16 protein-coding genes are annotated in these 26,154 nt (G+C 49.6%); 1 reads left to right on the top strand and 15 read right to left on the bottom strand.

Annotation, left to right across the window (positions count from 1 at the left end; all coding sequences use genetic code 11):
- Positions 1-3: 3 nt before the first annotated feature.
- The 15 genes from ACFQZT_RS02405 to ACFQZT_RS02475 all read right to left on the bottom strand — a co-directional run bounded on the left by ACFQZT_RS02405 (position 4) and on the right by ACFQZT_RS02475 (position 24,921).
- Entirely contained in the window at positions 4-864 is an 861-nt protein-coding gene (locus ACFQZT_RS02405; RefSeq protein WP_379296174.1) for a branched-chain amino acid ABC transporter permease, read from the bottom strand.
- A 25-nt stretch (positions 865-889) separates the two neighbouring features.
- The gene (locus ACFQZT_RS02410) at positions 890-1,594 is read right to left on the bottom strand and encodes an ABC transporter ATP-binding protein (RefSeq protein WP_379296176.1); all 705 of its coding nucleotides are present in this window, start codon (positions 1,592-1,594) and stop codon (positions 890-892) included.
- Positions 1,581-2,345: an ABC transporter ATP-binding protein gene (locus tag ACFQZT_RS02415; RefSeq protein ID WP_379296178.1), complete on the bottom strand. Its 765-nt coding sequence runs from the start codon at positions 2,343-2,345 to the stop codon at positions 1,581-1,583. Before ACFQZT_RS02415 ends, ACFQZT_RS02410 begins: the two co-directional genes overlap by 14 nt.
- 84 nt (positions 2,346-2,429) lie before the next feature.
- Positions 2,430-3,677 carry a substrate-binding domain-containing protein gene (locus ACFQZT_RS02420; protein ID WP_379297914.1) on the bottom strand — a complete coding sequence of 416 codons (1,248 nt, stop codon included), beginning with the start codon at positions 3,675-3,677 and terminating at the stop codon, positions 2,430-2,432.
- A 97-nt stretch (positions 3,678-3,774) separates the two neighbouring features.
- Entirely contained in the window at positions 3,775-7,056 is a 3,282-nt protein-coding gene (locus tag ACFQZT_RS02425; RefSeq protein WP_379296180.1) for an AfsR/SARP family transcriptional regulator, read from the bottom strand.
- A gap of 198 nt (positions 7,057-7,254) precedes the next feature.
- Positions 7,255-8,814 carry an acyl-CoA synthetase gene (locus ACFQZT_RS02430; protein WP_379296182.1) on the bottom strand — a complete coding sequence of 520 codons (1,560 nt, stop codon included), beginning with the start codon at positions 8,812-8,814 and terminating at the stop codon, positions 7,255-7,257.
- A 117-nt stretch (positions 8,815-8,931) separates the two neighbouring features.
- Positions 8,932-9,405: a GlcG/HbpS family heme-binding protein gene (locus ACFQZT_RS02435; protein ID WP_379296184.1), complete on the bottom strand. Its 474-nt coding sequence runs from the start codon at positions 9,403-9,405 to the stop codon at positions 8,932-8,934.
- A gap of 189 nt (positions 9,406-9,594) precedes the next feature.
- A complete protein-coding gene (locus ACFQZT_RS02440) occupies positions 9,595-14,901 on the bottom strand; it encodes a discoidin domain-containing protein (RefSeq protein WP_379296186.1) in 5,307 nt (1,768 codons plus the stop codon).
- 61 nt (positions 14,902-14,962) lie between these two features.
- Positions 14,963-15,811, bottom strand: a complete 849-nt coding sequence (locus ACFQZT_RS02445; RefSeq protein WP_379296188.1) for a carbohydrate ABC transporter permease — start codon at positions 15,809-15,811, stop codon at positions 14,963-14,965.
- Between the two features lie 13 nt (positions 15,812-15,824).
- On the bottom strand, positions 15,825-16,745 hold the full coding sequence (locus ACFQZT_RS02450) for a carbohydrate ABC transporter permease (RefSeq protein WP_379297916.1): 921 nt from the start codon (positions 16,743-16,745) through the stop codon (positions 15,825-15,827).
- A gap of 126 nt (positions 16,746-16,871) precedes the next feature.
- The gene (locus ACFQZT_RS02455; RefSeq protein WP_379296190.1) at positions 16,872-18,260 is read right to left on the bottom strand and encodes an ABC transporter substrate-binding protein; all 1,389 of its coding nucleotides are present in this window, start codon (positions 18,258-18,260) and stop codon (positions 16,872-16,874) included.
- 971 nt (positions 18,261-19,231) lie between these two features.
- Positions 19,232-20,506, bottom strand: a complete 1,275-nt coding sequence (locus ACFQZT_RS02460) for an ABC transporter substrate-binding protein (RefSeq protein ID WP_379296192.1) — start codon at positions 20,504-20,506, stop codon at positions 19,232-19,234.
- Between the two features lie 20 nt (positions 20,507-20,526).
- Complete coding sequence (locus tag ACFQZT_RS02465) at positions 20,527-21,516, bottom strand: substrate-binding domain-containing protein (protein WP_379296194.1); 990 nt, start codon at positions 21,514-21,516, stop codon at positions 20,527-20,529.
- Positions 21,506-23,302: a cache domain-containing sensor histidine kinase gene (locus ACFQZT_RS02470; protein ID WP_379296196.1), complete on the bottom strand. Its 1,797-nt coding sequence runs from the start codon at positions 23,300-23,302 to the stop codon at positions 21,506-21,508. Before ACFQZT_RS02470 ends, ACFQZT_RS02465 begins: the two co-directional genes overlap by 11 nt.
- Complete coding sequence (locus ACFQZT_RS02475; RefSeq protein ID WP_379296198.1) at positions 23,299-24,921, bottom strand: response regulator; 1,623 nt, start codon at positions 24,919-24,921, stop codon at positions 23,299-23,301. The genes ACFQZT_RS02470 and ACFQZT_RS02475 overlap by 4 nt, the downstream gene beginning before the upstream one ends.
- A gap of 210 nt (positions 24,922-25,131) precedes the next feature.
- On the opposite strand from ACFQZT_RS02475, the gene bioB reads away from it, so the two are divergent.
- A complete protein-coding gene (gene bioB / locus ACFQZT_RS02480) occupies positions 25,132-26,130 on the top strand; it encodes a biotin synthase BioB (RefSeq protein WP_379296200.1) in 999 nt (332 codons plus the stop codon).
- Positions 26,131-26,154 lie beyond the last annotated feature (24 nt).

Below are 26,154 nucleotides of genomic sequence, written 5' to 3' on the forward strand. Positions count from 1 at the left end.
CGTTTACCCCCTTGCTCCGAATAACCCGGATGGTTTGAGAAGCAGCACTGCCACCATGATGAGCATATTGACGGCCAGCGACAGCTCCGGCACAAAATAGGCCATGAATGCTCCCGATAGTCCGACTAGAATCGAGGCGAATAACGTACCGCTCATCCTTCCCATGCCGCCGATAACGACGACGATGAACGCCAAAATCGCGAACTGCATGCCCATTTCAGCATGAATCACGCCGGAATAGGGAGCGATGAATACACCGGCCATTGCAGCCAGCGCCGCACCGAGCATAAAAACCATGGTGAACACTCGCTTAATATTGACGCCCAAAGCCTCGACCATCTCTTTATTGATCACTCCGGCTCTCACGATCAACCCCAGTCGGGTTCGATTCAACAGCACTTGCAGACCCGAGAATACGAGAAGTCCGGCAACAATTAAGAACAATCGGTATTTGATGAAAATGACGCCGGCGATTTGCCAGCTGCCATCGAGATAGCTTGGAACAGGCACGTTAATCGGGTTCGGCCCCCATACGACCTTCAACATCTCGCTTAACACGAGCATGACGCCAAGCGTGACTAGAATTTGGGTGACATGATTGCCGTAAACCGGGCGAACAATCCATTTTTCCATTAAAAATCCAAGACCCAAACCGGTCACAATCGCACCTAAAATGGCGATCATAAAGCTGCCCGAGAACATATAAAACCAGATCCCTGAGTAAGCGCCCCACGCAAATAATCCGCCATGGCTGAAATTCAGCACGTCCATAAGCCCGAAGATCAGCGTCAGGCCAGCCGCCAGCAGAAAAAGCAGCATGCCTGTCGCAAGCCCGTTAATCGCAAGGTTTAAAAGTACATCCAAGCAGTGTCCCTCCTTCGCAAATCCATCACGCGATGCCCAAATATTTGCGTCTAAGTTCGGCGTCGCCTTTCATCTCAGGCATGGCGCCTCCGCGTACGATGCGTCCCTCTTCTACGATATAGAATCGGTCGCCGATCGAGCTCGCCATCCTATAGTTCTGCTCCACGAGGACTACCGTTGTTTTCTTTTTCATTTCCAAAATTGACTGCATAAGCTTTTCGACCATAATCGGCGCCAGCCCCTTGCTCGGTTCGTCGATCAAAAGCAGCTGAATGTCATTGACATAAGCTCTTGCGATCGAAAGCATCTGCTTTTGCCCGCCGCTGAGAAAGCCGGCTTTTTTGTGCCAGAACGTTTTGAGATCGGGGAATAAATTCAAAATCCACTCCTGCCGCTCCAGGGAAGCGTCGTCACGCCTCTGCATGGCTACTTTCATATTTTCTTCAACAGTCAGATCGCCGAAAATACCTTGATCCTCAGGGACACAGCCAATCCCTTTGCGTGATATCGCATAGGTCGGCATATTGCCGATTGAATCTCCTTGATAGTGGATGGCTCCACTACGGATCGGCACCATACCCATAATCGAACGTAGGGTTGTGGTTTTGCCGGCTCCGTTCCTGCCGAATAGAACCGTAATCTCGCCTTCGTTTACTTCAAAGGATAGCCCTTGCAAAATGTGATACTGGTCGATATATGAATGGATGTTCTGTACATTAAGAAGCGTCATCGTACAGCCCTCCCAAGTATGCAGACTGCACAATTTCGTTCTGCATAATGTCCGCTACCGGACCGTCGGCCAGAAACTTGCCGTTGAATAGCACCAGGATGGAATCCGACAAATCGAGCACCATGTCCATCTTATGCTCAATGAGAATGATCGTTTTATTGCCTTGCTGCTTGATCTTATGAATCACTTCAAGGATCGCAGGCACTTCCTCCAGCGACATGCCGGCGGTAGGTTCGTCTAACAAAAGCACTTCGGACTCAAGCGCAAGAAGCATCGCGATTTCCAGCTTCCTTTTTTCCCCGTGGGCGAGGTTTTTGGCGAGCGCTTCGGCTTTGCCATTCAGCAGCACCGTTTGCAGCAGATCGTAGGCTCGCTCCTCCAGGTGACTGAATTTGCGAAAATGCGCAAACATGTTGTAGCGGATGCCCGCCTGTGCCTGAACGGCGAGTCTGACGTTCTCAAGCACCGTCAAGTTCGGAAACACGTTCGTCAGTTGAAAAGAACGTCCAATGCCAAGCCTCGCCCGTTCGGTCGGGGATAAACGGGTGATGTCCCTGCCCTTATAATAAATAGATCCCGATGAAGGCTTCAGCTGTCCGCTAAGCAGGTTGAAAAACGTCGTCTTGCCGGCGCCATTAGGACCGATGATCGATTTAAAATGGTGGGGCGGCATTTGAAAATGAACGTCACTCACCGCAGTATGGCCGCCGAAAGTAATCGACAATCCTTTCGTTTCCAGAATCGGTACCATGGGTTGACCCCTTCCTGCACGAAATACATAGGAATCGGAGGAGGGCGAATCCGTTATCGCGTCTCCTCCGTGTGCTGCGTAGGCTTATTTTTTGTTTTGGATCGGCGGTGTCGTTTCATCGGCCGTCATCTCGCGGATGAGTACAGGCACCGGATAATCGAACCCGTCTTTTTTCTCAAGTCTTACCGCATACAAAGGCTGCAGCGCTTGATGATCTTCCTTGCGGAAGGTCATTTTGCCCTTCGGCGTATCGAATGACATGCCCTCCATGGCAGGAATCAGCTTGTCGGCGGAGGAATCTCCGTTCGTTTTTTTGAGCGATTCGACCGCTGCAAGTGCGGCAGACATGCCGCCTGGTGTGAACAGGTCCGGCACCTCGTTGTTGAAGCGCTTCTTGTGCTCATCCACGAGCCATTTGTTAATGTCGTTTTGTGGAAGCGTATAATAATAGACCGAGAAGCCTTCCATGCCGATCAGGTCATTCATCGTTTTCAGCGCAGCAATGTCCGGGGCGCCGGTTGAAATTTTGATGCCTTGCTGCTGTACTTTCATATCTTGGAACTGCTTCCAAGGTGAATTCGCACCCGCCCAGACAACGAATAAGTAGTCCGGCTTCGCGCTGACAACTTTCTGGATGTTTGCCGTGTAGTCCGTTGCCTTCGGATCCGCATACTGCTCGGTAACAATCGTCGCTCCGAGCTTCAAAGCCGCGGTTTTGAAAGCGGCTATGCCATCCCGGCCAAAAGAGCTGTCCGGTGCAAACGTGGCGATTTTGACGTCTTTTTTGGCAATCGCGGCCGCTCCGGCGACGGCATCCTGCGAGGAATTGCGCGCCGTACGGAAAATGTACTTGTTCCAGTTCGCGCCTGTGATGCTGTCGGCGACCGCAGGTTCGACGATCATCACCTTTTTGTACTCTTCGGCGAGAGGAAGTACGGCGAGGGTATCGCCTGAGCTGGAGGAGCCTACCAGCAGGTCCACTTTATCTTTTTCCAGCAGCTTCGTCGCTTTCTGAACCGCTACATCCGGCTTCGTTTCCGTATCTTCCACGATGATTTCAATAGGCCGGCCGGCAATTTCTTTCGTTCCTTTGGTCGCATATTCGATGCCAAGCTGGAAGCCGCGCTCGGTCTGTTTGCCGTAGCTTTCCAGTGCGCCCGTTTTGGATGCCAGCAGGCCGATTTTGATCGGCGTTTTATTTAAACCGGCGGCAGGGGCGTTCGTTGAAGCGCTTACAGTCGCGGCAGGCGTCGTGCTTGCATTGGACGTTGAGCTTGCAGTTCCGTTACTCCCTTGGCTGCAGCCTGTTAATGCAACTGCAGCCCCTATCATCGATATAGCGCCAATACGCGTTAACTTTCTAACTAACATGGTTAAGCCCCCTCAGTGGATAATGGATCTTACGTATTTTCATTGTATCCATGCGGGGTTACAAATCAGTTACATGCGTCTGCATAACGGTATCGTACATCATCTTCGTGCGATCCATCGGCGTTACGCCAAGCTCGCGGTCCAGTTCTTTACAGCAGCGGTAATACCATTTGAGCGCCTGGTTGCGATTGTTCTGCTTGTAATGGCAGTACATCAACAAACGGTACGCTTCCTCCCAGCAGGCATCGGTCTGTACGATTCGCTCACACCAATGAATAGCTCGGTCGTACTGCCCGGAGTGGGTGTTCAACTGTGCCATGCGCTCCAATGATCTGAGGAATAACACCTGTATCCGTTCCCGCTCCTCAATACACCAGTCGTCATAGCGCCGGTCCGGCATGTAATCGCCATGGTACAGCTGCAATCCTTTTTCCAACAGCACCGCTGTGCGCTCTCCGCTTGCTTCTTCCAAGGCGGATTTGGCATACGCCTCAAACTCGACGACGTCCAGAATAAGTCCGGACGCCAAATTCAAGCCGTACGAATTGCCATGCCGCTGCACAAAGAACGGATTCGAACGCGCCTGTCGTCCAGGTTCAAGCGCGGAATGAAGGGCGTTCAGGGCGACTTTAAAATCCCGAACCGCCGCTTTTTCATCCAAATCCGGGTAGAGCAGCGTCAGCATTTCTTCTTTTGGCATCAACTGCTTCCTTTTGACGACTAATAATTGAAAAAGCTCCTTCGCCTTTCCACGCTGCCAATCTTTATCCGTGAGCTCTCTGTCACCCAGGAAAACCTTGAATTCGCCCAGCGTTTGAACGCGGAGCGTGTAGCCAGGGTGATAGGCCGCTTGTTCCAAGCCTAGGCCGGACAAAAGAAAAGAAGCGTAATGACTGACGGTCGGGCAGCTTTGCGCCGCAATCAGCATCGGGACCAATTGCTGTATGTCCTTCGGCCCGTAAAGCGTTCGCTTTTGAACCAGATATTCGTAATCGCCATTCTGCATGAGGATAAGGAATCGTTCGAGGTGTTCGTGGAACTCCCGTTCCCTATCACGCCCGGATTGAAAAGCGATCCAAGTTCGCCATAGCATTGCGATTGTTAAACCGTAACTGTCCCCGCACTCGCCAAAAAGCAGTTCTACCCCGGCCATCAATTCGTCAGATTCAGATAGCTTGCCATGATAGATGTGCGCAACCGCAATGCTTAGCCGAATCCATGCGGAAAGCCAGCTATCACTAACCTGCTCGGTTTCCTGCAGCGCCAACTTGCCGTATTGCAGTGCCGACTCGAACGAGCCCGCCCGGCCGTGAAGCAAGCACAGGCCCATCAGCGGCTCGGCTTTGCCTCGCGAAACTTCGAGGCCTTCCATCATCTCCTGCGCGGTGCGATAACAGTTCAGCACCACATCAAACTGCACGCTGGGCAGCAGCTGTGCGGCATGACCCATGCGCATCCAGCCGCACGCTTCGACGAAAGGCGATTCGGTGCGGATGCCCTGCAGCATCCCCTCCTGGGCGGCAGCTTTCGCTTTATCGGGGTTGCCGATCATCGACTCCATCAAGGAAGCGAGGATGTTCAGCTCGCGATGGGAGCGAGAAAGGACGATGCCGCCCTTGACGGTCTCCTCCTGCTTCAGCTTCTCCAATTGACGCAGCGCCGCCATCAGCTTCCCGCTTCGGAGGTTCATGCGAATTTCCAGCACGTCGTCCTTAAAACCGGGATCCAGCTCACGACAGCGAACGACCCATTGCCGGGCTTCTGCGGCCCGGCCGGAATTGACCAGATTTTCTGCAAGGAGGCTGAAGAGACGTAAATTAGCTTCATTGGACCCTCTAGCCGGTTCATCCAGGCTTTCAATAAGCTCCAAGGACTCTTTGAGTAAGGCGTCGGCCTTTTTCGGTTGGATCGTATCGAGGAAAATGCGTGCTTGCCCTTCCAGCGCAGACGCCCTGATTAAGATGCCTCCATCGTTCTCACGTCCGGCATTCACCCATTGTCCAGCCAAATCCTTGGCCCGCTCATAGCAAATATGCGCTTTATCATACAAACAGCGGTAACGGTACGCTTCACCTTGATAAACCCATAACCAAGGATAGTCGTCGAGGAGGTGATCCGGCAAAGTTTGGGTTAGCTCCAGCAGTTTGCTGAGCCTCCCGGTTTTGACCAGTATCTCCCCATATTCATGCAAAATAGAAGCAATTCCCTGTTGGTTTCCTATGATTTGGTAATGATAAAGCGCCGCCTCCGGCTGCTGATACTCGATATAATACTGCGCAGCGCGTTCATGTAAGGCGTGGAAGCGAGTCTCATCGCTTTTCAAACGCTGCACCAGAAATTCACGAAACATGGCATGATACCTGTATTGACGCTCTCCTGTCTGGAAAAGAAATAAGCGCAGGCCGCATATCCGATCCAGCATTAAATGGGAATCGCTCCAACCGTAAAGCTTGTTGCACAGCGAGGCATGGAAATCATCGAAGATGCAGGTAAGGAGAAGCGCCTCGCGAATCTCTTCCGTCTGTTTGCTGAACACCTCCATGGCCAGAAAGCGGAATAAATCGTCCATCGACCGCCCGTCATGTTCGAGAATTTGTGCCAGATTTCTGCCCAGCGTCAACTGCTGCCATATCATTTGGACGGCCATGACCCAGCCTTCCGTCTTCCGGTAAATGGCGTGAACATCCGCCTCTCCGAGCGGGAGTTCATAATAGTCGGTGAACAGGACATCAATTTCCTCAGCCGAGAAAATGAGATCCGATTCACCCAGTTCGAGCAGCTCCGCTTTTACTTTCATAGCAGTTAGTGAATCCCAGCGAGGCTTGGTTCGCACGGAGATGACAAGGTGTACCTGCTGAGGAAGATGCCGAACCATATATTCCAAGCTTTTGCTAACAGGCACGCAATGTTCTACAAGGTGGAAATCATCGATAACGACGACGACTTCGTCGCTGATTTGCGTCAATTCATTCATGAGCGTATCGCTTAGCACATACAGATCCTGCTCATCCGAGCCGTAGGCACCCTCGACCAGGGAAGCCATTAATTGCTCGCCGAAACCGGGATACTGCTTGCGTATCGCATGAACCAAATATTGATAAAACGGCACCAGATCGTCCTCGCGCTCGCCGCAGCTGTACCAGCACACCGCAATTCGTTCCATGCGGAAAAATGAGGATAACGCGGTGCTTTTTCCGTAGCCGGGTCCGCTCTGCACGATGGTGAGCGGATATTCGAACACCTGCTTGAGCCGTTTGTTCAGCGACTGCCGCTGCAGCGTATTCTTTTTCAGCTGAGGCGGCGTAATCTTGGTGACCAAGATCGACTTGGCTGGTCTCATGTCCATCTCCTTGAAAACGCTTTTTTCACTTATTTTACCATAGGTTAACCGAAAGAAAACCAATTCGTGGAACGTACTAAGCATCATTTTACAAGGAGCTAGCAGCTGCCCCCGGGAAATAACGGGAAAATCTCTTTTTCCATGAAGAGTAACCTTTTAGCCCCGGAAAAACTTGGCCAATCGAACATTGGATAACGTTTATTCTGAAACGATCTGTTTGTTATTTAGGTGATCTCCATCTAAGCCCTGCTCACTGAACGCGGTTACGAGGCTGTTTTTATCAATCTTCCCAACGGGTGTCTTAGGTAGTGTTGCGACGAACAGAATTTTTTTCGGCACCTTATATTTGCCGATTTGTAAAGCGCAGTAAGCCTGCAGCTCTTCGCCGGTGACATGACTGCCATGCCGCAGTGTGATGACGGCGGTGACAAGCTCGCCCCATTTGGCATGGGGCAAACCGATCACAGCCGCCTCGGCAACGGCCGGATGTTGCTGCAGCAGATGCTCGACCTCGAGCGGGTATACATTCTCGCCGCCGGTGATGATCATTTCTTTCTTGCGGCCTACAATAAAGTAAAATCCTTCATCATCCCGGCGTCCTAGATCGCCGGTATGGAACCAGCCATCCGAGCATGCGTCAGCCGTAGCTTGCGGATTATTCCAATAAGCTTCGAACAGGTGCTGTCCGCTTATTTGAATCTCTCCCACTTCGCCCGCAGCCGCCTCTATGCCTTGCTCGTTCATGATGCGTATGCGGTTGCAAATCATCGGTCGCCCGACGGATCCTCTTTTGCGCGCTGCATCGGCCGGAGTGAGGTAGAAATTATTGGGCCCAGCTTCCGTCATTCCGTACCCTTCTTTGAACGGCAAGCCCTTATCCGCAAAAGCGTCGTAAATGGTCAACGGGCAAGGCGCGCCACCGGATATGAACGAACGCATATGAGGAAATTGTGCATGATAAAAGGACTCCGTCTGCACAAGAAGATGATACATGGTCGGCACCATCAGGACGACCGAGCAGCATGCAGACACAAGGAGCATTACTGCTCGTTCCGGCTCAAACTCACGCTCGACGACGACTGTGCCGCCTGCTAATAGAACAGGCAATGAAAGTGCGTTAATTCCACCTGTATGAAACATAGGCAGGTAGGTGATGGTGACATCCTGATCGGTCAGCCCCCAGCTTAATACCGTATTCGAAGCGTTCGCATAAACCGACCGGTGGGATAAAACAACACCCTTCGGCTTCCCCGTTGTCCCGCCTGTATAGATCATCAGCAGCGGTTCCTTTGCCGCCAATGCTTGATATTGGGCGGTTGCTTGAACAGTTGTTCCAATCATTCCCTCCTCACCTGCGTTAGCATAGGATTCACTTTGCAAGCTTATGCGAAGCCCGGGCTCGACTGAATTTGCAAGTGCCTCCAATTCTTCATGATAGAAAACCAATTTATACGAGCAATCTTCTAAAATGTAGGCAAGCTCCACTGGCGAGAGCCGCCAGTTCATCGGTACCAAGACAGCTCCTGTCCGGGCGCATGCGAATAACAATTCAAAATAGTAAAGACCGTTTGGCGCAAGCAGCGCCACACGATCACCTTTCTTAATGCCCCATTGTCGCAGAGCCATTGCGAGACGTTCGGTCCGCTCTTGCAGCTGACGGTAACTCCAGTTCATCCCTGTTCTCCCATCAACGACAGCCGTCTTGTCCGGCGTCATGCGGCTTCTCCGCTCAAACCACTCCGTTTCCCAACTATTCACTCGCATTCCCTCCATGCTTCGCCACAGCTGCATCGTCTTCTCATTTATATGTACAACAAGACAGTTACAAATGGGTTACAGGGGCTGGCCAGGAGACAGAGTACGTTCAACTCTTGCTTATTTTTTTATATTCGGGTCCGTCATAACCTCGTAAGCAGAGCCTAAAAAGTCCCGGAGAGCCTTCAACGCCGCCACGCCGACGGATTTATCCTGCTCGCCGCTCCCGCCGCTTACCCCGATGCCGCCGATGACATTCCCGTTCACCACGATCGGAAATCCGCCAACGAAGATGGCAAATCTCCCTGGCATCATCGCATGAATGCCGAACGCCTCGCCTGTCGTCGTCGCCGGACCGCCCGGCTGGTTGAACAGATGCGTAGAACGTCTATGTCCGCTCGCAGTAAACGCCTTAGCTATTGCGAGCTCAGGGCTCGTATTGCGTGCGCCATTCATGCGTTCTAAGGCAATGAGATAGCCGCCGTCATCGACGATGCATATCGTCTCTAGCGCTTTGTCTTCTTCAGCCGCCCGGATTCCCGCAGCAACCATCACCCTCGCTTCTTCCAATTCAAGTTTTAAGGATGCTTTCATGATCGTCCTCCTTATGCCCATTTCTCTATGCTAAGAATATGCAACACCAAGGCAAATCATAATTTCCCGGGTCCAACTCGCTCAGAAAGGTGTGCCGCACGTCCTCCCCTGAAACGGCTCCAAAAAAAACGCCCTTATGAGCAATGGTGGCCGCAACGGCTCCTCTATCTCATAAAGGCGGTTCTTTGATTAATGTTGATTATTCATATACGCAATATCGGCTAAGATGATGTTCGCGAAGGCTGCATCTATCTTTTTGCCGGATTGCGCTCTGATCTCATTTTCCAGGGCGTTCAATCCGTTCAAAGTTTGCTTAGCGTCGCCTTGCTGCTTCTGGATGTTGTCGATCTTAGCCATCAAGCTGTTCAAAATGCCTGAATTCGTGATCCATCCCTTATCGAAAGCGAGTTGCACTTCTTCGTCAAGGTGCCCGATATCCATCATCACGTTTAGAACATAATGCTGTACGCTAATGTTACCCGCATTGTCCGTTGCAGTGACACCAATGTCGTGAACGCCTAACGCTAACGATAAAGGATCCGCCGTAACGTTTTGATTGACGACCGCGCCATCTAACGTAACCTTCGCATCAGCGACACCGCTTAGCGCATCCGTTATGACAATCGGAACACTGACCGCGTCCGTATGATACACCGAAACGGTGACCGTAGACGGGGTTACCGCCGTTGTCTGAATAACGGGAGCTGTCTTATCGATTTTCAGCTGGGTTGATTTCATTTGTTCCACATTGCCGGCAAGATCCTCGCTGTAGTACTTGATCGTATGAATACCCTCGTCGTTGATGACAATCGTCAGGCCTTTGGCAAATTCCCCGCCGTTAACGCTGTAGAAAGTATCCGCAACACCGCTGCCGGCATCCGTTGGCGTCAGATGAATCGTTTGCCCGGTGCGCTGCCACTCAGGCTTCGCGTCGTCGGTTGTGACCGGTGGTGTGCGGTCCACGATGACGGAAACGCTGGCATGAAACCCTCCTTCTTGGGTGGTAACCGTAAGAATCGCCTTGCCTTCCCCGACGGCCTTAACCACTCCGTTATTGTCAACGATTGCCACTTCCGGCGCGCTGCTGGACCATGACACCTTTTTGTTCGTGGCGTTCAAAGGAAGTACGGTTGCATGGATTTGAGCTGTCTCTTCTCCTTTGAGCACAACGGCCGTTGTGTCCAGTTGAATGCCCGTCACAGGAATTGTTTCCTGGATTTTATACACATTAAGCTCGGATGCAGACGCGAAGTTGCCTACCCCTGCAGTTGCTTCAAGCTTGATGTATGCGGCATCTATAGGAGCGAAATTCACTTCTTTCAGTGAATTGTTCGTCAGCCACGCGCCACTGGCCACTTTCGTGAACTGAACGCCATCATTACTAACGTAGACGTTATACGCAGAAATCGTCCCATTTCCGGCATCCGGACGCGGCAAATACTCGAGCTTGCTGATTTTATAAGTGCCGCCCAGATTTAGGACGATAGATTGGGGCAGCGGGTCGACGTTAAACCATTTGATGTGCCACCAAGTATTCGGATCGCCGTCCAGCGCAAGACCAGGCTCGTTGCCCGCTTGAAAGCTTGCAGCCGTCGCCGACATCTGGCTCTGCGGTATTTTAATCAGGTTTTGTTGACCCGTTACACTGACATCAGCAGTTGCTTTAAAACCGCCATCTTCCGTAGTTACGGTTACGACAGCATTCCCCTGTCCTTTAGGAGTGACGACTCCGTTCTCATCGACCATAGCGACGCCTGGGTCGCTGCTGCTCCATCTTACGGATGGGTTCGCTGCATTCGACGGCGAAACGGTTGCCTCAAGAGTGACAGGCGCGCCCAAAATGTTCAAGTTCAGCGACGATGGATTCAGCGTAACACCTGTAACCGGTGCCGTACCGATGATCGGCAAGCCGATCAGCTTGACTTCCATGATAGCCGCTTTGGTTCCGGCATCCGGCAGTCCGGTAATAGTAATTCTCGCATAACGGCCTTGGCTGCCGAACTCATTTTTGAGCACTTGACCTATTTCCGCGTTGGTCGTGCGATCAACGACTTGAATCCAATTGCTGCTGCCCGGTTCCCGGATTTCCAGCTTGTATTGGTATGCTTTGTCAGGATGTTCAAACGAGATTTCCAAGCCTTGGATTGAATACATTTTGCCCAAATCGACCGTCCAAGTATGGCCCGGATTTGCATCTTTGGCGGACCACATCGTTTCCGGCTTGCCGTCATTCGCGTTAGCCGCAGGGAAAGCCGGATCTTCACTATCCGCATTCGCAGGCTTTCCATCTGAAATGACGCCTAGAACAGGCGGTGCTGTAGGAGCCTCGTAGACGTCCAGCTCGGATGCCGATACGAATCCGCCGACTGCAGCCGTCGCTTCCAGCTTCACATATCTCGCTTTAACCGCAGCGAATTGCACATATTTCTTCTGGTTGTTTCTCACCCAGCTGCCGCTGCTTATTTTCGAATAATTTGTTCCATCCGCACTTACGTACAAGTTGTAAGCCGTTATCGTGCCATTGCCAGCATCGAGACGGGGAGCATAACGGAACTGACTGATCTCGCGCACTTTGCCAAGATCCAGCGTGATCGATTGCGGCAATTTATCCGATCCGTCCCACTTCGTATGCCACATGCTGTTCGAGTCGCCGTCAATCGCTTTCGCAGGTTCATTCCCCGATTGAAAGCTTTTGGCGCTAGCGGTCATTTGCGTTTTCGGAATCGGCAGCGGTATGGGAACGGAGCCGTCGCGATATACGTTCAGTTCTGCAGCTGCTGCAAAACCGCCTACGCCAGCGGTTGCTTCCAACCTCACATACTGCGCTTCCACTGTAGCGAACGTTACAGTTTTTTCCGACTTATCTGCGTTCCATGTGCCTGAGGCCACCTTCGTATAGTTGGTGCCGTCCGTACTCGCATAAACGTTATAAGCTGTGATGATACCGTTCGTACTCAAGTACTGGATCGGCAAATATTTCAATTTATTCACGGAAAACTTCGTTCCAAGATTTAGCGTGATCGACTGTGGCAATGGGTTACTGCCATCCAGTTTCGTGCTCCAAACCGTTTCATTGCTTCCGTCAAGTACGTTCGCCGCAGGAGCTGTTGCATCAGCGCTCGTCGCAGTGACCGCGATATCTCCTTGGGCGATCCTCGTCGGATCGTTATCCGGCTCCGGCAGCGGAATAACAGTTGCATCAATAAGCGGCGTCGTATCAGCCTCGAAGCCTGCCAGCTTCAGTTCAAATCCTTGACTGGTCGACATTTCCGGGGTTTTCACATATACGATGCCGCCCTTATCTGCCGCATCGAAGTACCAGCCGCTTGCTGCGGATGTCCATTCCGCTTTGCTGGCATATTCCGCATAAGCAGTGCCTCCTACAGACACGCCGGCCGGTTTCAAATGCATGTGGATTTGGAATTGGTTCACGCGTGCGGACAGTTTGCCGTTGTAATCCCCGACACTCGCGCCGACCTGGATTTTTAAATCGTCTGTTCCCGTTTGAGGGGCTATCGAAGTAATGATCGTCTTCGCGAATTTGCCGGTGCGGTGTTCTTTCGACACGCCGTCGTCCTCGTACATGGTGAAACTGGACGTTCCATACGGATAGATGTCATACGTAATCGGGTTCGGCGGCGTTTGACCGTCGTACAGGACGTCCGGATACATCGGAATGATCGCTCCGGCTTTAACGAGCAGCGGCAATCGGTTCAGCGGTGCGGCATATTCGTCCAGCATTTTGGATCCATAGTGCTCTGCGCCTGTCCAGTAGTCGATCCATTTGCCCTTCGGCAAATAAATACCGTTTCTCACAGCAGCGTCTTTGTACACAGGCGCAACGAGGAACGATTGCCCGGACATGAATTGGTACTGCGTCAATGTATTTTTCGTATTCGGGTCGTTCGGAAACTCGTACAACATACCTCTGACCAAAGGCGCTCCCGACTCGTACGCTTCATTCAAATAAGTGTAAAAATAAGGCGTCAAACGTTCTCTTAGTTTCAAATAGTCACGGTTATAGCTCGTATACGGCTCGCCCCAAACCCACGGCTGCTTATCTTTGGCTGCCCATCCGGACATATTCATCAGGATCGGGGTGAACGCCTTCCACTGCAGGTCACGCACATACGTCTGAGCGCTGCCCCCAAAGATGCCGTCTATATCTCCGGTTGCGTACGGAATCCCGGATAGCCCCGCGCCGATTAAGGTTGGGATATGATAACGGATATATTCCCAGCTTCCGGATTGATCGCCTGACCATACGGTCGAGTAGCGCTGCGTTCCGGCCCAGCCGCCTACGGACCATACATAACCGCGGTCGTTCGAGTTGTTCTCAATGCCCGTATACGCTTGACGGGTACCATCGAGCGCGAAGTCATAGCCGGGGCCGACCCATGCAACGTCCAGTTTGGCAAGCCTTGTGCCATCAACGCCTACTTCTTGCGCCATCTGGCTAACCCCGTTTTGCGTCCACAAACCGGTGTAAAACCCTAATTGATGAAGCTGCTGGACGGTACTGCCCAGCTGTACATATCCGCAGCCATAGCCGTCGTTGGGTAAAACCCAAGCACCTGGCATGTCATGGTCCCTGTAACCTTGAGCCACTTTCAACACATCCGGCGTCGTAAGCTTGCCGGGCTTGGGATTGCTGGTGTTGCTTGTGTTATAACAGTCCGAATCCCCTAGTCCCATCCCCCATCTCGGAATGAGAGCAGGTTTACCGGTCAAGTCTGTGTACCCGTTCAATATATCCTTGATCGATTCGCCATAGAAGTAATAAGCGTCAAAACGGTTCTCATTGTGCGTAAGCTGCGCAGGACTGCCGAAGTCATAGGTTCCGTCCTGAAACGTATTGCGCAGCACGCCATACCCGGCGGTGCTTAAATAAAACGGAGACGGATTGGACACGGTTCCGCTGCTCCAGTCGCCGTAATTTTTGGCGATGACGATTTTGCGGTCGCGATGGGAGAAAAATCCGTTCTGCATCCCCCCGCCGTAGTAGTATTCGTCGGCACCTCGAACGAGCTTTTGCGTCGTCGATGACGAGCTGTAAGTAAGCGGTGCGTCCTCCTGCCAAACGACGGTCGCGTTGTCGCTTTTGAACATCGCGAATTTCAACGGGCTTTTGTAAGCGCGAAGGACGAATTTGTCCGTCGCCATTTTATAATAACTGCCTTCATCGGACCAAGAGACGGTTACCGGACCGAAGTCGTCCTTAATGACAATCGGTTCCTTGGGCGTAGCCGAGCTTCTTCCGGAAGGACCTTGAAAGTTGCCGCCCACACCAAGCCAAATCCGTACCATGTCGCTGCGGTTAAAAATAACTTTAAACTGATCGGAGCCCGATGAAATGGTAAACGTCTTGTCGTCTGTTTTTTCAAATTTTGCGATGTCCCCGGCCGTTGCCGCATGAGCCTTTATCCCGCCAAAGAACAGCAGCATACCTACAAAAAGAATAGCAATCCAACCAAAATTACGTTTCAGCGATATCAATTTCGCACACTCTCCTTCGAGTTTTGCTTTAACAAGACTGACATCGGAAGCACGGTAATAACTATCCTTTTAATGCCCCGGCGGTAATCCCTCCGGTAATTTGCTTTTGAAAAATCGCGTAAAAAACAATCGTCGGACCCATCGAGATAATCAGCGCAGCAAAGAGCGGTCCCCACTCGGTCCGGTACTGCATTTCGCCCTGCATGACCGCTATGGCGACCGGTATCGTATATTTGGCCGGATCATTAACCAGAATCAGGGCGAAAACATACTCGTTCCAAATATTCAGCACGGTAATGATGGCTACTGACATCAGCCCCGGCTTGGCTAGCGGAAGCATAATGCGGAAAAAGATGCCGTAATGCGAAGCGCCGTCCATCGAAGCGGCTTCCTCCAGCTCGCTCGGCAATGTTTTAAAAAAACTGACCAGTACAAAAACCGCGAACGGTACGGCTGTGATCGCATACACCAAGATAAGACCGAACAAATTGTTCGTTAAATGAAGATCGTTCAGCAGAAAAAATAAAGGAATGATGCCAAGAAAGGTTGGAATCATCATGTAAGAAAGATACGAATAGTAAAGCAGCCCATTTCCTCTAAACGTAAAGCGGGCAATCACATATGCCGTCGTGGCCGATAAAAGCACACCTAATACCGTGCTTACCACGGTTACGACCAGAGAGTTCATAAAATTATGGCCAAAGTTATATTTACCCCACACATAGGAAAAATTGGCCCAAATCAGCGGGAGCTTAGGCAAAGCCCAGGGCTTGCCTACGAAAAATTGCTGATTATCTTTCAAAGAGCTTAAAATCGTCCAAATCAGCGGATACAGGACGCAGACGGACCAGACTACAAGACAGAAATTGAAAAACAGGCGAAACACCGGATTGCGGACACGCTGACTCATCACAATAACCCCTCTACGTTAATTCTATGGTTTCTCTCTTCATCAGTCTCTGCAGTGCTGCCGTGGTGATTAAAGAGAGTATCAGAATGAGGACGCCGATCGCAGACCCGTAGCTGAATTTGCCGAATTTGAATGCATTCATATACAAATAGGAACCCATAACCTGTGTAGCATGATCGACTCCGCCTTCGAAGGTCATAATCGTGACGATAACGAAGGAGCCGTTTAATGTCGTCATGACAATCCAAAGCACGGAAGTCTTGATCTGTTCCCACGTGAGGGGAAGGGTGATCTGCCAGAATTGACTCCACTGCGATGCGCCGTCGATATCAGCCGATTCGTATAATGAGGATGGAATACTAAGAATCCCGGCAACCAGCAAAATAATCGTAAAACCGATACCCGCCCAAATCGAGGGCGGCAACAGCGCGAATATCGACCATTTATCGCCTAACCAGGCAAAATCGTACGGTTTCGCCGTAAATAAGGAGATGAACGAATTTAAAAATCCGAGGTTCGGATTATACACGTAACGCCAGAGCACCCCGACGACAACAACGGAAAGCACATTGGGTATAAAAAAGATGATCCGGTAAAAGCCCGAGCCTTTGATATTAAACCTGGTAAGCGCGACGGCGAAAAACAGCGACATGATCATAAATCCAATCACTTTGCCGATGACCAAAATATAATCGTTGCGAATTGTTTTCAAAATCACTTCATCATGAAGCATCTCTTTGAAGTTTCCAAGTCCGATAAAATTGTACGTTTCAGAACCGCCCGACCAATCAAACAAACTCAAATAAATGCCTTTAAACATCGGGTACACAGTAAACACCAAATAGAGCAGCAGTGTTGGAAGGATGAAGGAAAGGAGAAATACATTACGCTTCATCTTCGCTGTGCCGCTTCTGTCTGCAATTTTTCGTTCCATTTTGGTGGTTGCGGCTGCTGTTTGGCTCTCTTTCATTACGATCCTCCGTTCTCAATAACGGTATGGTAATAAGGGACCTTCATGATAGGAAGCCCCTTATTACCGGTCAAATTCCGGTTAATCTGCTTATTTCTTTTCTTTGGCGCGAATTTTGTCCATCGCTTCTTCCATGCGATCCTGCCATTGCTGCGGCGTAATTTCGCCTTTAGTCAGGGCGACGGTAGCGTTGTTTCGGGCTGTTACCAGTTCTTCTGGAATGACGATCTCAGGTGCGACGACCGTATTCGGGGAATTATAAAATTTGGCGGCTTCTTTGGTAAGCGCCGGCGCATTCGTTCCTTCGAGATCCGCCTTAATGTTCGATGGCGCTTTGGAAAGTTCTGCCCATGCCTTGCTCTGTTTCTCTGTGAAAATAAATTGGATAAACGCCTTAGCCGCATCGGGGTTTTTCGCTTTTTTCGCAATGGCTACGGTCGAAGTATATGGGTTGGCTACGAATTTACCGCCTTTATCTTGACCGATGGAAGGCAAGAAACCGAATTCAAAACCTGCCGGAATGTCCTTCGCCATTTCGCTTTCCACCCAAATGCCGGTAGGGATGAACGCAGCTTTGTGCTGGAGCCATTGAGATTGGGAATCCGTATGATTCAGAGCAGGTGATCCTTTATCAATGAATCCTTTGTCTCTCATCTCGACAATTTTGGCCAGCGCTTTTGTAACCGGTTCGCTCTTCCATACGCCTTTTTCAAGGGAATTAATACGTTTAAAAATGGATGTATCGTAGTTGTTCATTGCGATGATCGTCGGGTCTAATAAGCTGCCGTTGATGTAATACGGGTATACGCCTGTGTGGATATATACGCTCATCTTGCCTTCCGCTTTAATCTTGTCGCCTAAGGCCATGAAGCTTGCAAAATCTGTAGGCGCATCCCAGCCTTTGCTTTTGAACATCGCTTTATCGTAGAAGGTTCCCCAGGAGCCGAAAACTAGAGGAATCGCAAAAGATTTTCCCGGTTTGTATTCTTCCGGTTGGGCGATCAGGAGATCGAGAATCTTTTTGCCGTCCGCGTTCTTCGCGTCCTTGAGCCAGTCGGTGATGTCCATCAACTGGTCGTCCGTCACCATTTGTCTGGTGTTGGAGCCGGCGCCGTCGATGTACACGAAATCAGGCGGATTGCCTTGCAGCCAGCGCGGTTTCATTTGATCGTTGATTTTCGGTCCGGCGGATTCCTTGATTTTCAAATCCGGATTTTGTTTCTGGAAATCGGCTATGGCCTGTTTCCACCATGCGTCGCCATATCCGCCAACAAAATATTGGATTTCAAAATCCCCGGTAAGCTTCGTTCCTGCTGGTTTGGCGCTGTCCGCAGGCTTGGCCGTTTCAGCCGCTTTGGTGCTTTCTGCAGGCTTGACCGACGCTCCGGCATTCGTTGAACTGCTGCCGCACCCCGACACCGCAAGCATCACGGTCGATAGAATCATGCCCCATGCCACTGCTTTTTTCGAATTCTTCATTGGTAATGACCTCCCTAACGATTGTGATATAAATTAGCTTCTCACACTTTTATCATAGGGAATGGGGGGAGAAACAACCATTGAATATCGTCCTGAGAATGGTTGAAATTGTTCTGTCTTTGGCCACCTATTGGCCGGCACAATGCCTTGGGTGCCACGGAAGGTCGGCATAACGCGGTTTTTCCGGCTTATCCGAGCTGGACTCGGCGTGACTGGCACTTTAAGGCGGCTTTTCCTCGTTAAAGTGCCAGCTATGCGGCGCTGAGCACCCTGAAGTCAGGTGTTAACGCGGTTTTTCCGGCTTATCCGAGCTGGACTCGGCGTGACTGGCACTTTTAGACGGTTTTTCCGCGTTAAAGTGAGCTATACGGTTGCTGAAAGGGTTACGTCAGTTATTGGGAATGATGGGGCCTCATAACGTTCCTCGTACGCTGCTTTAGTTGTTGCTTGGTTTCTTCCATCCCCCCCACTAACTCACCATTCCTAATTTAAGGCCCGCTGTTCTTTAATAAGGCACTCAAGTGACTCTAAATATTTGTGATTCAACCGCCAAAGGTAGCTTAGAGAACAAGAGTCCATGTATAGCGAATATCGTTCTTTAATTACGGACTTTTGTTCTATCGAGCTCGTTTTTAACCATTTTACATTTATTCTACGTCAAACTAGTACGCTATTAACGTCTCATGGTCTCTAATGCGTATCTTGCCTCATGTTCGCTGTTGCGAAACTTGCCTCAAGGCCTCTGTTGCATACCTTGACTCATGTTCGCTGTTTTGAAACTCGCTTCAAATATGACTAGACCCATTTATGCCATGATAATCGGAATGACGGATGCAATCAATTTTCCATCTTATCCGGACCAGACTCGCCATAGCGGTCTTTTCACTTTAAATGTGGGGACGTCTCAATAAAAAAGACCATCCCCCCCGCCATGTTCATGGCATTGGGACAGCCTTTTCCTCTTTATCCATTCAGCGGCTTTTGCTGATCGCGATTTGCTGAAGCCGATCCAGTGCTTGTTGCGGTGTCATCTGACCGAGCAAAACAGCCTGCCCCATATTACGGGTGGCGTTTAGCACGGCTGACCATGCGGGATGATGGATCGGATAAAATTTGGCCTGTTCAATCGAATCAAGATTCTGCCTCATGGAGAGGTCATTGGCTGCCAACTTATCGCCAACTGTCCTAATCGTAGGAATGAAGCCTTCCCGAAGTACGAACTCCTCATAGCGAGCATCCTCATAAATAAAGTCAAGAAATTTGGACAATGCCGCTTTATTCGTGTGATCCGTCCGAAAAGACATCCAAACATCCTGCACGCCAAGCACCAGCGGTGTCTGTCCCTCTTTAACCGGAATCGCCCCTTTCGCCCATTTGAGCCCGGGAAATTCGCGCGGTACGACTGCTTCAAAATAATTGCCGGAAATGAGCATGCCGAGCTTGCCGTTGCCTAGTATGCGTTGTTTTTCATCGCGTGTCGTGACCGTCGGTTCCGGATCCGTCAAACCTTTTTCATAAAGGTTCTTAAGGAATTGGATGCCTTCCACGTTTTCGGGGGAATTAATGGCCCATTCGCCATTCTTCATCCAACCTCCTCCGGCGCCGTAGAAAAAATAGGAAAGATAAGCCCAAATTTCGTTATCCGTCAGATCGACTCCAAAGCCGTCCACTTGTTTGTTATCCTTAATTTTGCGCGCAACGTCCTCCAGTTCCTTCCATGTTACTGGAGGATTGGTGATGCCTACCTCATTGAAAATGTCTTTGTTGTAGTATAATTCCCGGATGGTTGCTGCAAAAGGAACTGTATACGTCACGCCGTTCCATTTACTGCTTTCCGTTAAATACGGGTAAAACTTCTCCTTCAAACCTGGCGAAAGCAGCTCATCCATATTGTTCAGCAGCCCATCTTTCGCAAAATGCGCGTAAATGTTCGAAAGCAGCAAATCCGGAGGCTGATTGCGGCTGATCATCGTATTGTAGGCGCTGTCCAAAATATCCCAATTAATGACTTGCAGCTCGACCCTGATGTTAGGGTATTTCGTCTCGAAATCTTTCACCAGGTTTTCAAAAAATGGCCGGGTAGCCGTGCTGTATTCAGGAGCTACGAAGCTTATAAAAGCCTTCGCATCAGTGTCGGGAGAAATCGGCCTATGCTCATCCTCTTTCATGCAGCCGGCGAGCAAATTAGCTGTAAGTAGAAGCGGTACAAGTGAACATACAATTTTACATACTGGTGCAATATTCATCTAATCCCTCCTCCATATCGCTACCTTTCCACCAGTGGAAAGAGAAGCTCCTGATTTTCCTGGGTATACATGTTGTCTTTGGTAATGACAAGCGATTCAATGTTGATTTTCGGATTTACTTTTACCCCGGTTAAGACTTGTACAGCCGTTTCTACGGACAAATACCCCATATTAAACGGCTTTTGCACGATCGTAGCCTGTAAACTGCTTTCTTCCAGCAGCTTGACTTGATAAATCGAACTGTCGAAGCCGACGAGCCGGATGTTAGCCGACAGTTTTTTTTCTTTGACAGCCCTAGCCGCTCCTAACGTTGCCTGTTCATTCAAACCAGCAATACCCTGGATATCCGGATATAAGGACAACAATCTTTTCACCTGATCGTAGGCTGCGTCTTCCGTACCTTCAAAATAATAAGTACCTGCATTTTCAACGCCCGGATGACTCGCGATGGCTTCTTTAAATCCTTGCTCTCGATCCTTTTCCGCCATAGAGTTCTTCCTGTCGCTAATCGCCAGCACTTTCAATGGACCGTCTTTCCGGGGGCCTACCAAGGTCATTCCAATCTTTTTGCCAGCTTCAACATTGTCGGTTGCAATCAGACTCTCCCCCGCATCGCTGTGGATAGGCGTGTCGATCAAAATCAGCTTCACGCCGGACTGCTTAATTTGATCAGCGGAAGGAGCAAGCTTTTCGTAATCTGTCGCTGCGAGGATAACGGCATCGGGCTTTCGCGCAAGCGCATCGTTCAAATTGCGGATTTGTTCATCCGTGTCCGTTTCGGAGAGCGGTCCCGTGATGTCGATTTGGACATCGAATTCCTTGGCGGCCGCCTTCACACCCGCACTAACCATCTGCCAGTAGTCCGAGCGAATATTGTTCGTCTTCAGCACGACCGCAATCTCATACTTTTTTTGATTCGTAAAGCGCAGCATTTCCACACCGTATACGACAAATAATCCGATAACAAGAACGAGTATTACGGCCATTAGCACAGGTTTTTTATGCGCCATCTGCAGCTCCTTTCTGAGCATACATCGGAAGCGCGATCGTGACCTCGGTTCCTACCCATCGTTCGCTCGTAAAGCTAATGCCAAACGCATTGCCCAGCAGTTTAATTCGTTCGTTCACATTGCTGAGCCCAATGCCTTTCATGCTACCGTCCTTAGACTTCAAAATGTGATCCAGCTTTTCCGGTTCCATGCCAACTCCGTTGTCTGCAACGACAAACACGATCGTATCTCCATGCGCCTTTCCGGTTATTTGGATGAATCCAGGATCGAGTTTGTTTTTTATCCCGTGATAAATGGCGTTTTCTACAATGGGTTGCAAAATAATTTTAGGAATAAAACATTCCAGTATGCTCGGATCCACGTTAATTTCAAAGTCCAGCTTATCTTTGTATCTCAGCTTTTGTATCAGCAAGTAGTTGGTAATATGTTCAAGTTCTACACGGACAGGAACCGTTTCCTCATTTTTATGAATAATAGCGCGAAACAGCTTGGCCAGCGAAGAAGTCATCAGAACAACTTCCTCATGCTTCTTGCGTTCCGCCATCCATATGATCGAATCCAGCGTATTGTACAAAAAGTGAGGATTGATCTGCGCTTCTAGCAGCTTCATTTCGCTCTTTCGCTTGAATTCCTCATTCTGAATAAGTTGGCTCATCAAATCTTTAATTCTGCCCACCATAATATTGAACGTCCGCCCCAACTGGCCGATTTCGTTCTCGCTCCGAATATCCGAGCGAATGTCAAAGTCGCCTTTTTCCACCTGCTTCATGCTGCGCTGCAGCACTTTAATCGGTCTCGAAAGATGACGAGAGATATAAAATGAAAGGTACAAGGCAATCGCCAGCGCCAAAATCGTCCATAAAAAATAAGATAATTTGATTTGATACTGGTTGGCAATCAGCTCGCTGGCATAGGCAACCCCGACGATTTTCCATCCGAAATGGGTCTCCTGGATTGAGTAAATCCGTTTTTTGTTGCCTTCACCCGTTACGAAGCTGCCGCTGCCGGAATGTTTGACCTCATCAATTAATTCCGTTTTCAAATTGCTGTTAATCAGCTTTTGCTGGGGATGATACACAATGTTTCCATCCTTATCGACAATGAACACGTACCCCCTTTTTCCAAGGTTAATCTGATTGCAAATTTCGTTGATGACGCTCAAATTCAAATCGACCAGAAAAACACCGTCTCCCGTTATACCGTCAGCGCTTTTCAGTTCCCTGCTCAAAGAAACGACCCAACGGTACTCGTTTTGAATAATATTTTGAACATGAGGGGATGAGATGACGGATTTGCCGCCCTCAGCTTTCGCATTGCGATACCAAGGCTGTTCCTCCAGCTTGGCGTTCTCGTTCAAGCTTGTGATTCTACGATCCGATACGAACCGGCCGTTATAGCCAAAAACCATGATCGAGGCAATATCTTTGCGGGTAATTAAGATCGATTGAAACAGATCGGATATTCGTTTTTCATAGGGTCTTCGCTCCTCTTCGCTGATGAAACTCGTACCGGATATGTAATATTTCACATCTTTGTTTGTTAAAGCCAGCATGCCGATATCTTCCATATTCGTGACATAGGACTGGATGTTGATATTGACCTGTTGGATAATCTCTGAAATGTAATGTTCCGAATTCCCTTCAACCGCTTCAGCCGATAAATGATAAGAAATAAAGCTCGTGATCGCAATCGAACCTAAAATCAGGCATGAAAAAGCGACAGAAATGCTCGATTGGATACTTCTAAATTTGAAAAGATAGAACCCGGCATCCCGTCCTCTTCTCATTCCGCCCTCTCCCTTATCAACTTTTCCCGGAATTCCGTGGGGCTTGTCCCCGTATGTTTTTTGAAAATGACGCTGAAATATTGGGGATCACTGTAGCCGACTTTAGCGGCGATTTCGTAAAATTTCATCGGAGTATGCCGCAGCAAATCCTTGGCCTTGTCGATTCGGACACGCGTTACATATTCCATAATCGTTTGCTCCGTATGCTGCTTAAACACAGAGCTGAAATAACTTTTGCTCAAATGTACATGGCGGCAAAGGTCATGGATGGACAGGTTTTCGTCCTGATAGTGTTCCTCGATATAAGCGATTACGCTGCGAACCTGTATTTTCGTCAAATCATTTCTTTGCTCCGAAATATAGGAGATCGCTTCTTTGCATATCGTTAGCAGCCATTGCTCGATTTCATCCAGCGTTTTGAACTGATGAAGATCTTGTACAATCATGGCATGCCCTTTAAAGTGAACGCTTTCATCGCCGATCAATTCATGAATCGTATTCACGATCGCAATCAGGATGGATTGAATTTGCAGATAGCAAGCTCCGATCGGCATGAGCGAATCCTTCAAGCTGCCGATCAAGTGCTCCGTGAGGGCTTGAGCTTCTTTAAACGTTCCTGTTTTGATCATGGTAGCAAACCTGCGATTCCATTCCATGTCCAGCAGATGTATGGATTTGGGGGTACCTTCCATATCCTGAATGCTGATAACCCGATTCGTTCCAAGCAAAAAGCGATAATCCAGTGCGGATACCGCCCCTTTATAAGAAAGCGGCAGCTCGCCTAAGGTGCTGCATAGCGTACCGATGCCAACGGTCACTGTGAATTTCAAATATTTTTCCATGCAAAAACGTATCACTTCAGACAGATTGAATGCAGTTTCATACAGTCCCTCTTCAGACTCTCCATAGAAAACAACGATCATTCCTTCTTCCCTCGTTCGAAACACGATCGCCTCTTTGCCCTCCATGATTTCTTGAACAATATTAAAAGCTGCAGACCGGAGCAGTTCCGGATCGTTGTCCCACCTGCCTTTGGTGATCTCACCGAAATCGTCGATGTCAATTGCCGCAACCAGATAAGGCGGCGGCAGCTCGGGAAGTCGGAAATAGTGAAGCTTTTCTTGAATCTCCGCCGCTCTTAAAGTCCCGCTCACCAACTGCTCGAGGAACCGTTCCCGCAATAGCGGCAGACTTTGCTGAAGCTGCGACTTGAGATGGGTCAAATTCTCGCGGTGCTCCGCCTCCATATCCATATCTGCTCTCACTTTATCCAGCAAACCGCGAAGTTCCTGAGCCGTGATCGGCTTGACGATAAAGTCGTATACTTTTAGCCGCAGCGCCCTCTGAGCGTAATCAAATTCATCGTGTCCGGTAATGATAATCACTTTAATATACGGATATTTCATCTGAATGTACCGGGTCAACTCGATCCCATCCATAAAAGGCATACAAATATCGGACAACACGAGGTCCGGCCTGAGTTCTGAAATCGCTTCCAAAGCGTCATTGCCGTTCGCGTAATCGCCAACGAATTCAAACCCGTGCAGTTCCCACTCGATACTCTCCATTATGCCTTCCCGCACTTCAGATTCATCATCCACGATCATGATTTTGTACATGCTTAACACCTGCTTTACCAATATATGGACAGTGCTTTTATAAGATATATTACTCATTTGTTGCACATTGAACAACCTTAAATATGATCATGAGCTTATGAATTCCTTTACACTTGTCTTCGGGTCTGCTAAAATGACAACGATTGATTGTCAACCAAAATACAAAATTATTAGTTAACAATAAGATCTGATAGGAAAAGGATGGTTCTGATGCACATATATACAGCCGGAAAGGATTGGCCTTTAATTGCTCAAAAAGCACTTAATGGGGAATGTCTAACGCGAGAAGAAGGGCTTGCCGTACTTCAAGCCGATGACGATGAGGTATTGCCGCTCATGCACGCCGCATTTGCGGTGAGGAAACATTACTATGGCAAAAAAGTGAAGCTGAACATGATCATTAACGCCAAAAGCGGTTTGTGCCCCGAGGACTGCGGCTACTGTTCTCAATCCATCGTCTCGACGGCACCGGTCAAGAAATACACCTTGCTGGACAAAGAAACGCTCCTTGCAGGAGCGCGAGAAGCGATGGCGCGGAAAGCAGGCACCTACTGCATCGTAGCAGCTGGAACGGGACCGACGAATAAAGAATTGGATCAAGTCGTTGAAGCCGTCCAAGAAATTCGCAGCACGATGCCGCTGAAAATATGCGCATGCCTTGGCATTCTGAATGACGCTCAAGCCGAGCGCCTTGCGAATGCAGGTGTACATCGTTATAACCATAATTTGAATACAAGCAAAGCTAATTACCCGTCCATCACAACGACCCATACCTACGATCAGCGCGTTGAAACTGTACAAAAAGTAAAAAAACAGGGGATGTCTCCCTGCTCTGGTGTCATTATTGGAATGGGCGAGTCGAATGAGGAAATCGTCGAAATGGCTTTCGCGCTAAGGGAACTTGATGCCGATTCCATTCCGATCAATTTCTTGAATGCCATTCCCGGAACCCCGCTTGAGCATGCCGGACGAACTCCGGCCATGAAAGCGCTGAAGGTATTGGCCTTGTTCCGGTTCATTTGTCCCTCCAAAGAAATCCGCGTAGCGGGCGGCCGCGAGGTCAATCTGCGCACGCTGCAGCCGCTTTCGTTGTACGCTGCGAATTCACTCTTTGTGGGCGACTATTTGACAACGGAAGGACAAGATGTATCGGCTGATCATCAAATCATTGAGGATTTGGGCTTTGAAATTGAACAATGCGCCTTATAATGACTTCCTTGGATTCGCCAGACA

Origin of the sequence: Paenibacillus sp. GCM10027628, from assembly GCF_042676385.1 — a bacterium.
In the GTDB taxonomy this organism is placed as follows: domain Bacteria; phylum Bacillota; class Bacilli; order Paenibacillales; family NBRC-103111; genus Paenibacillus_E.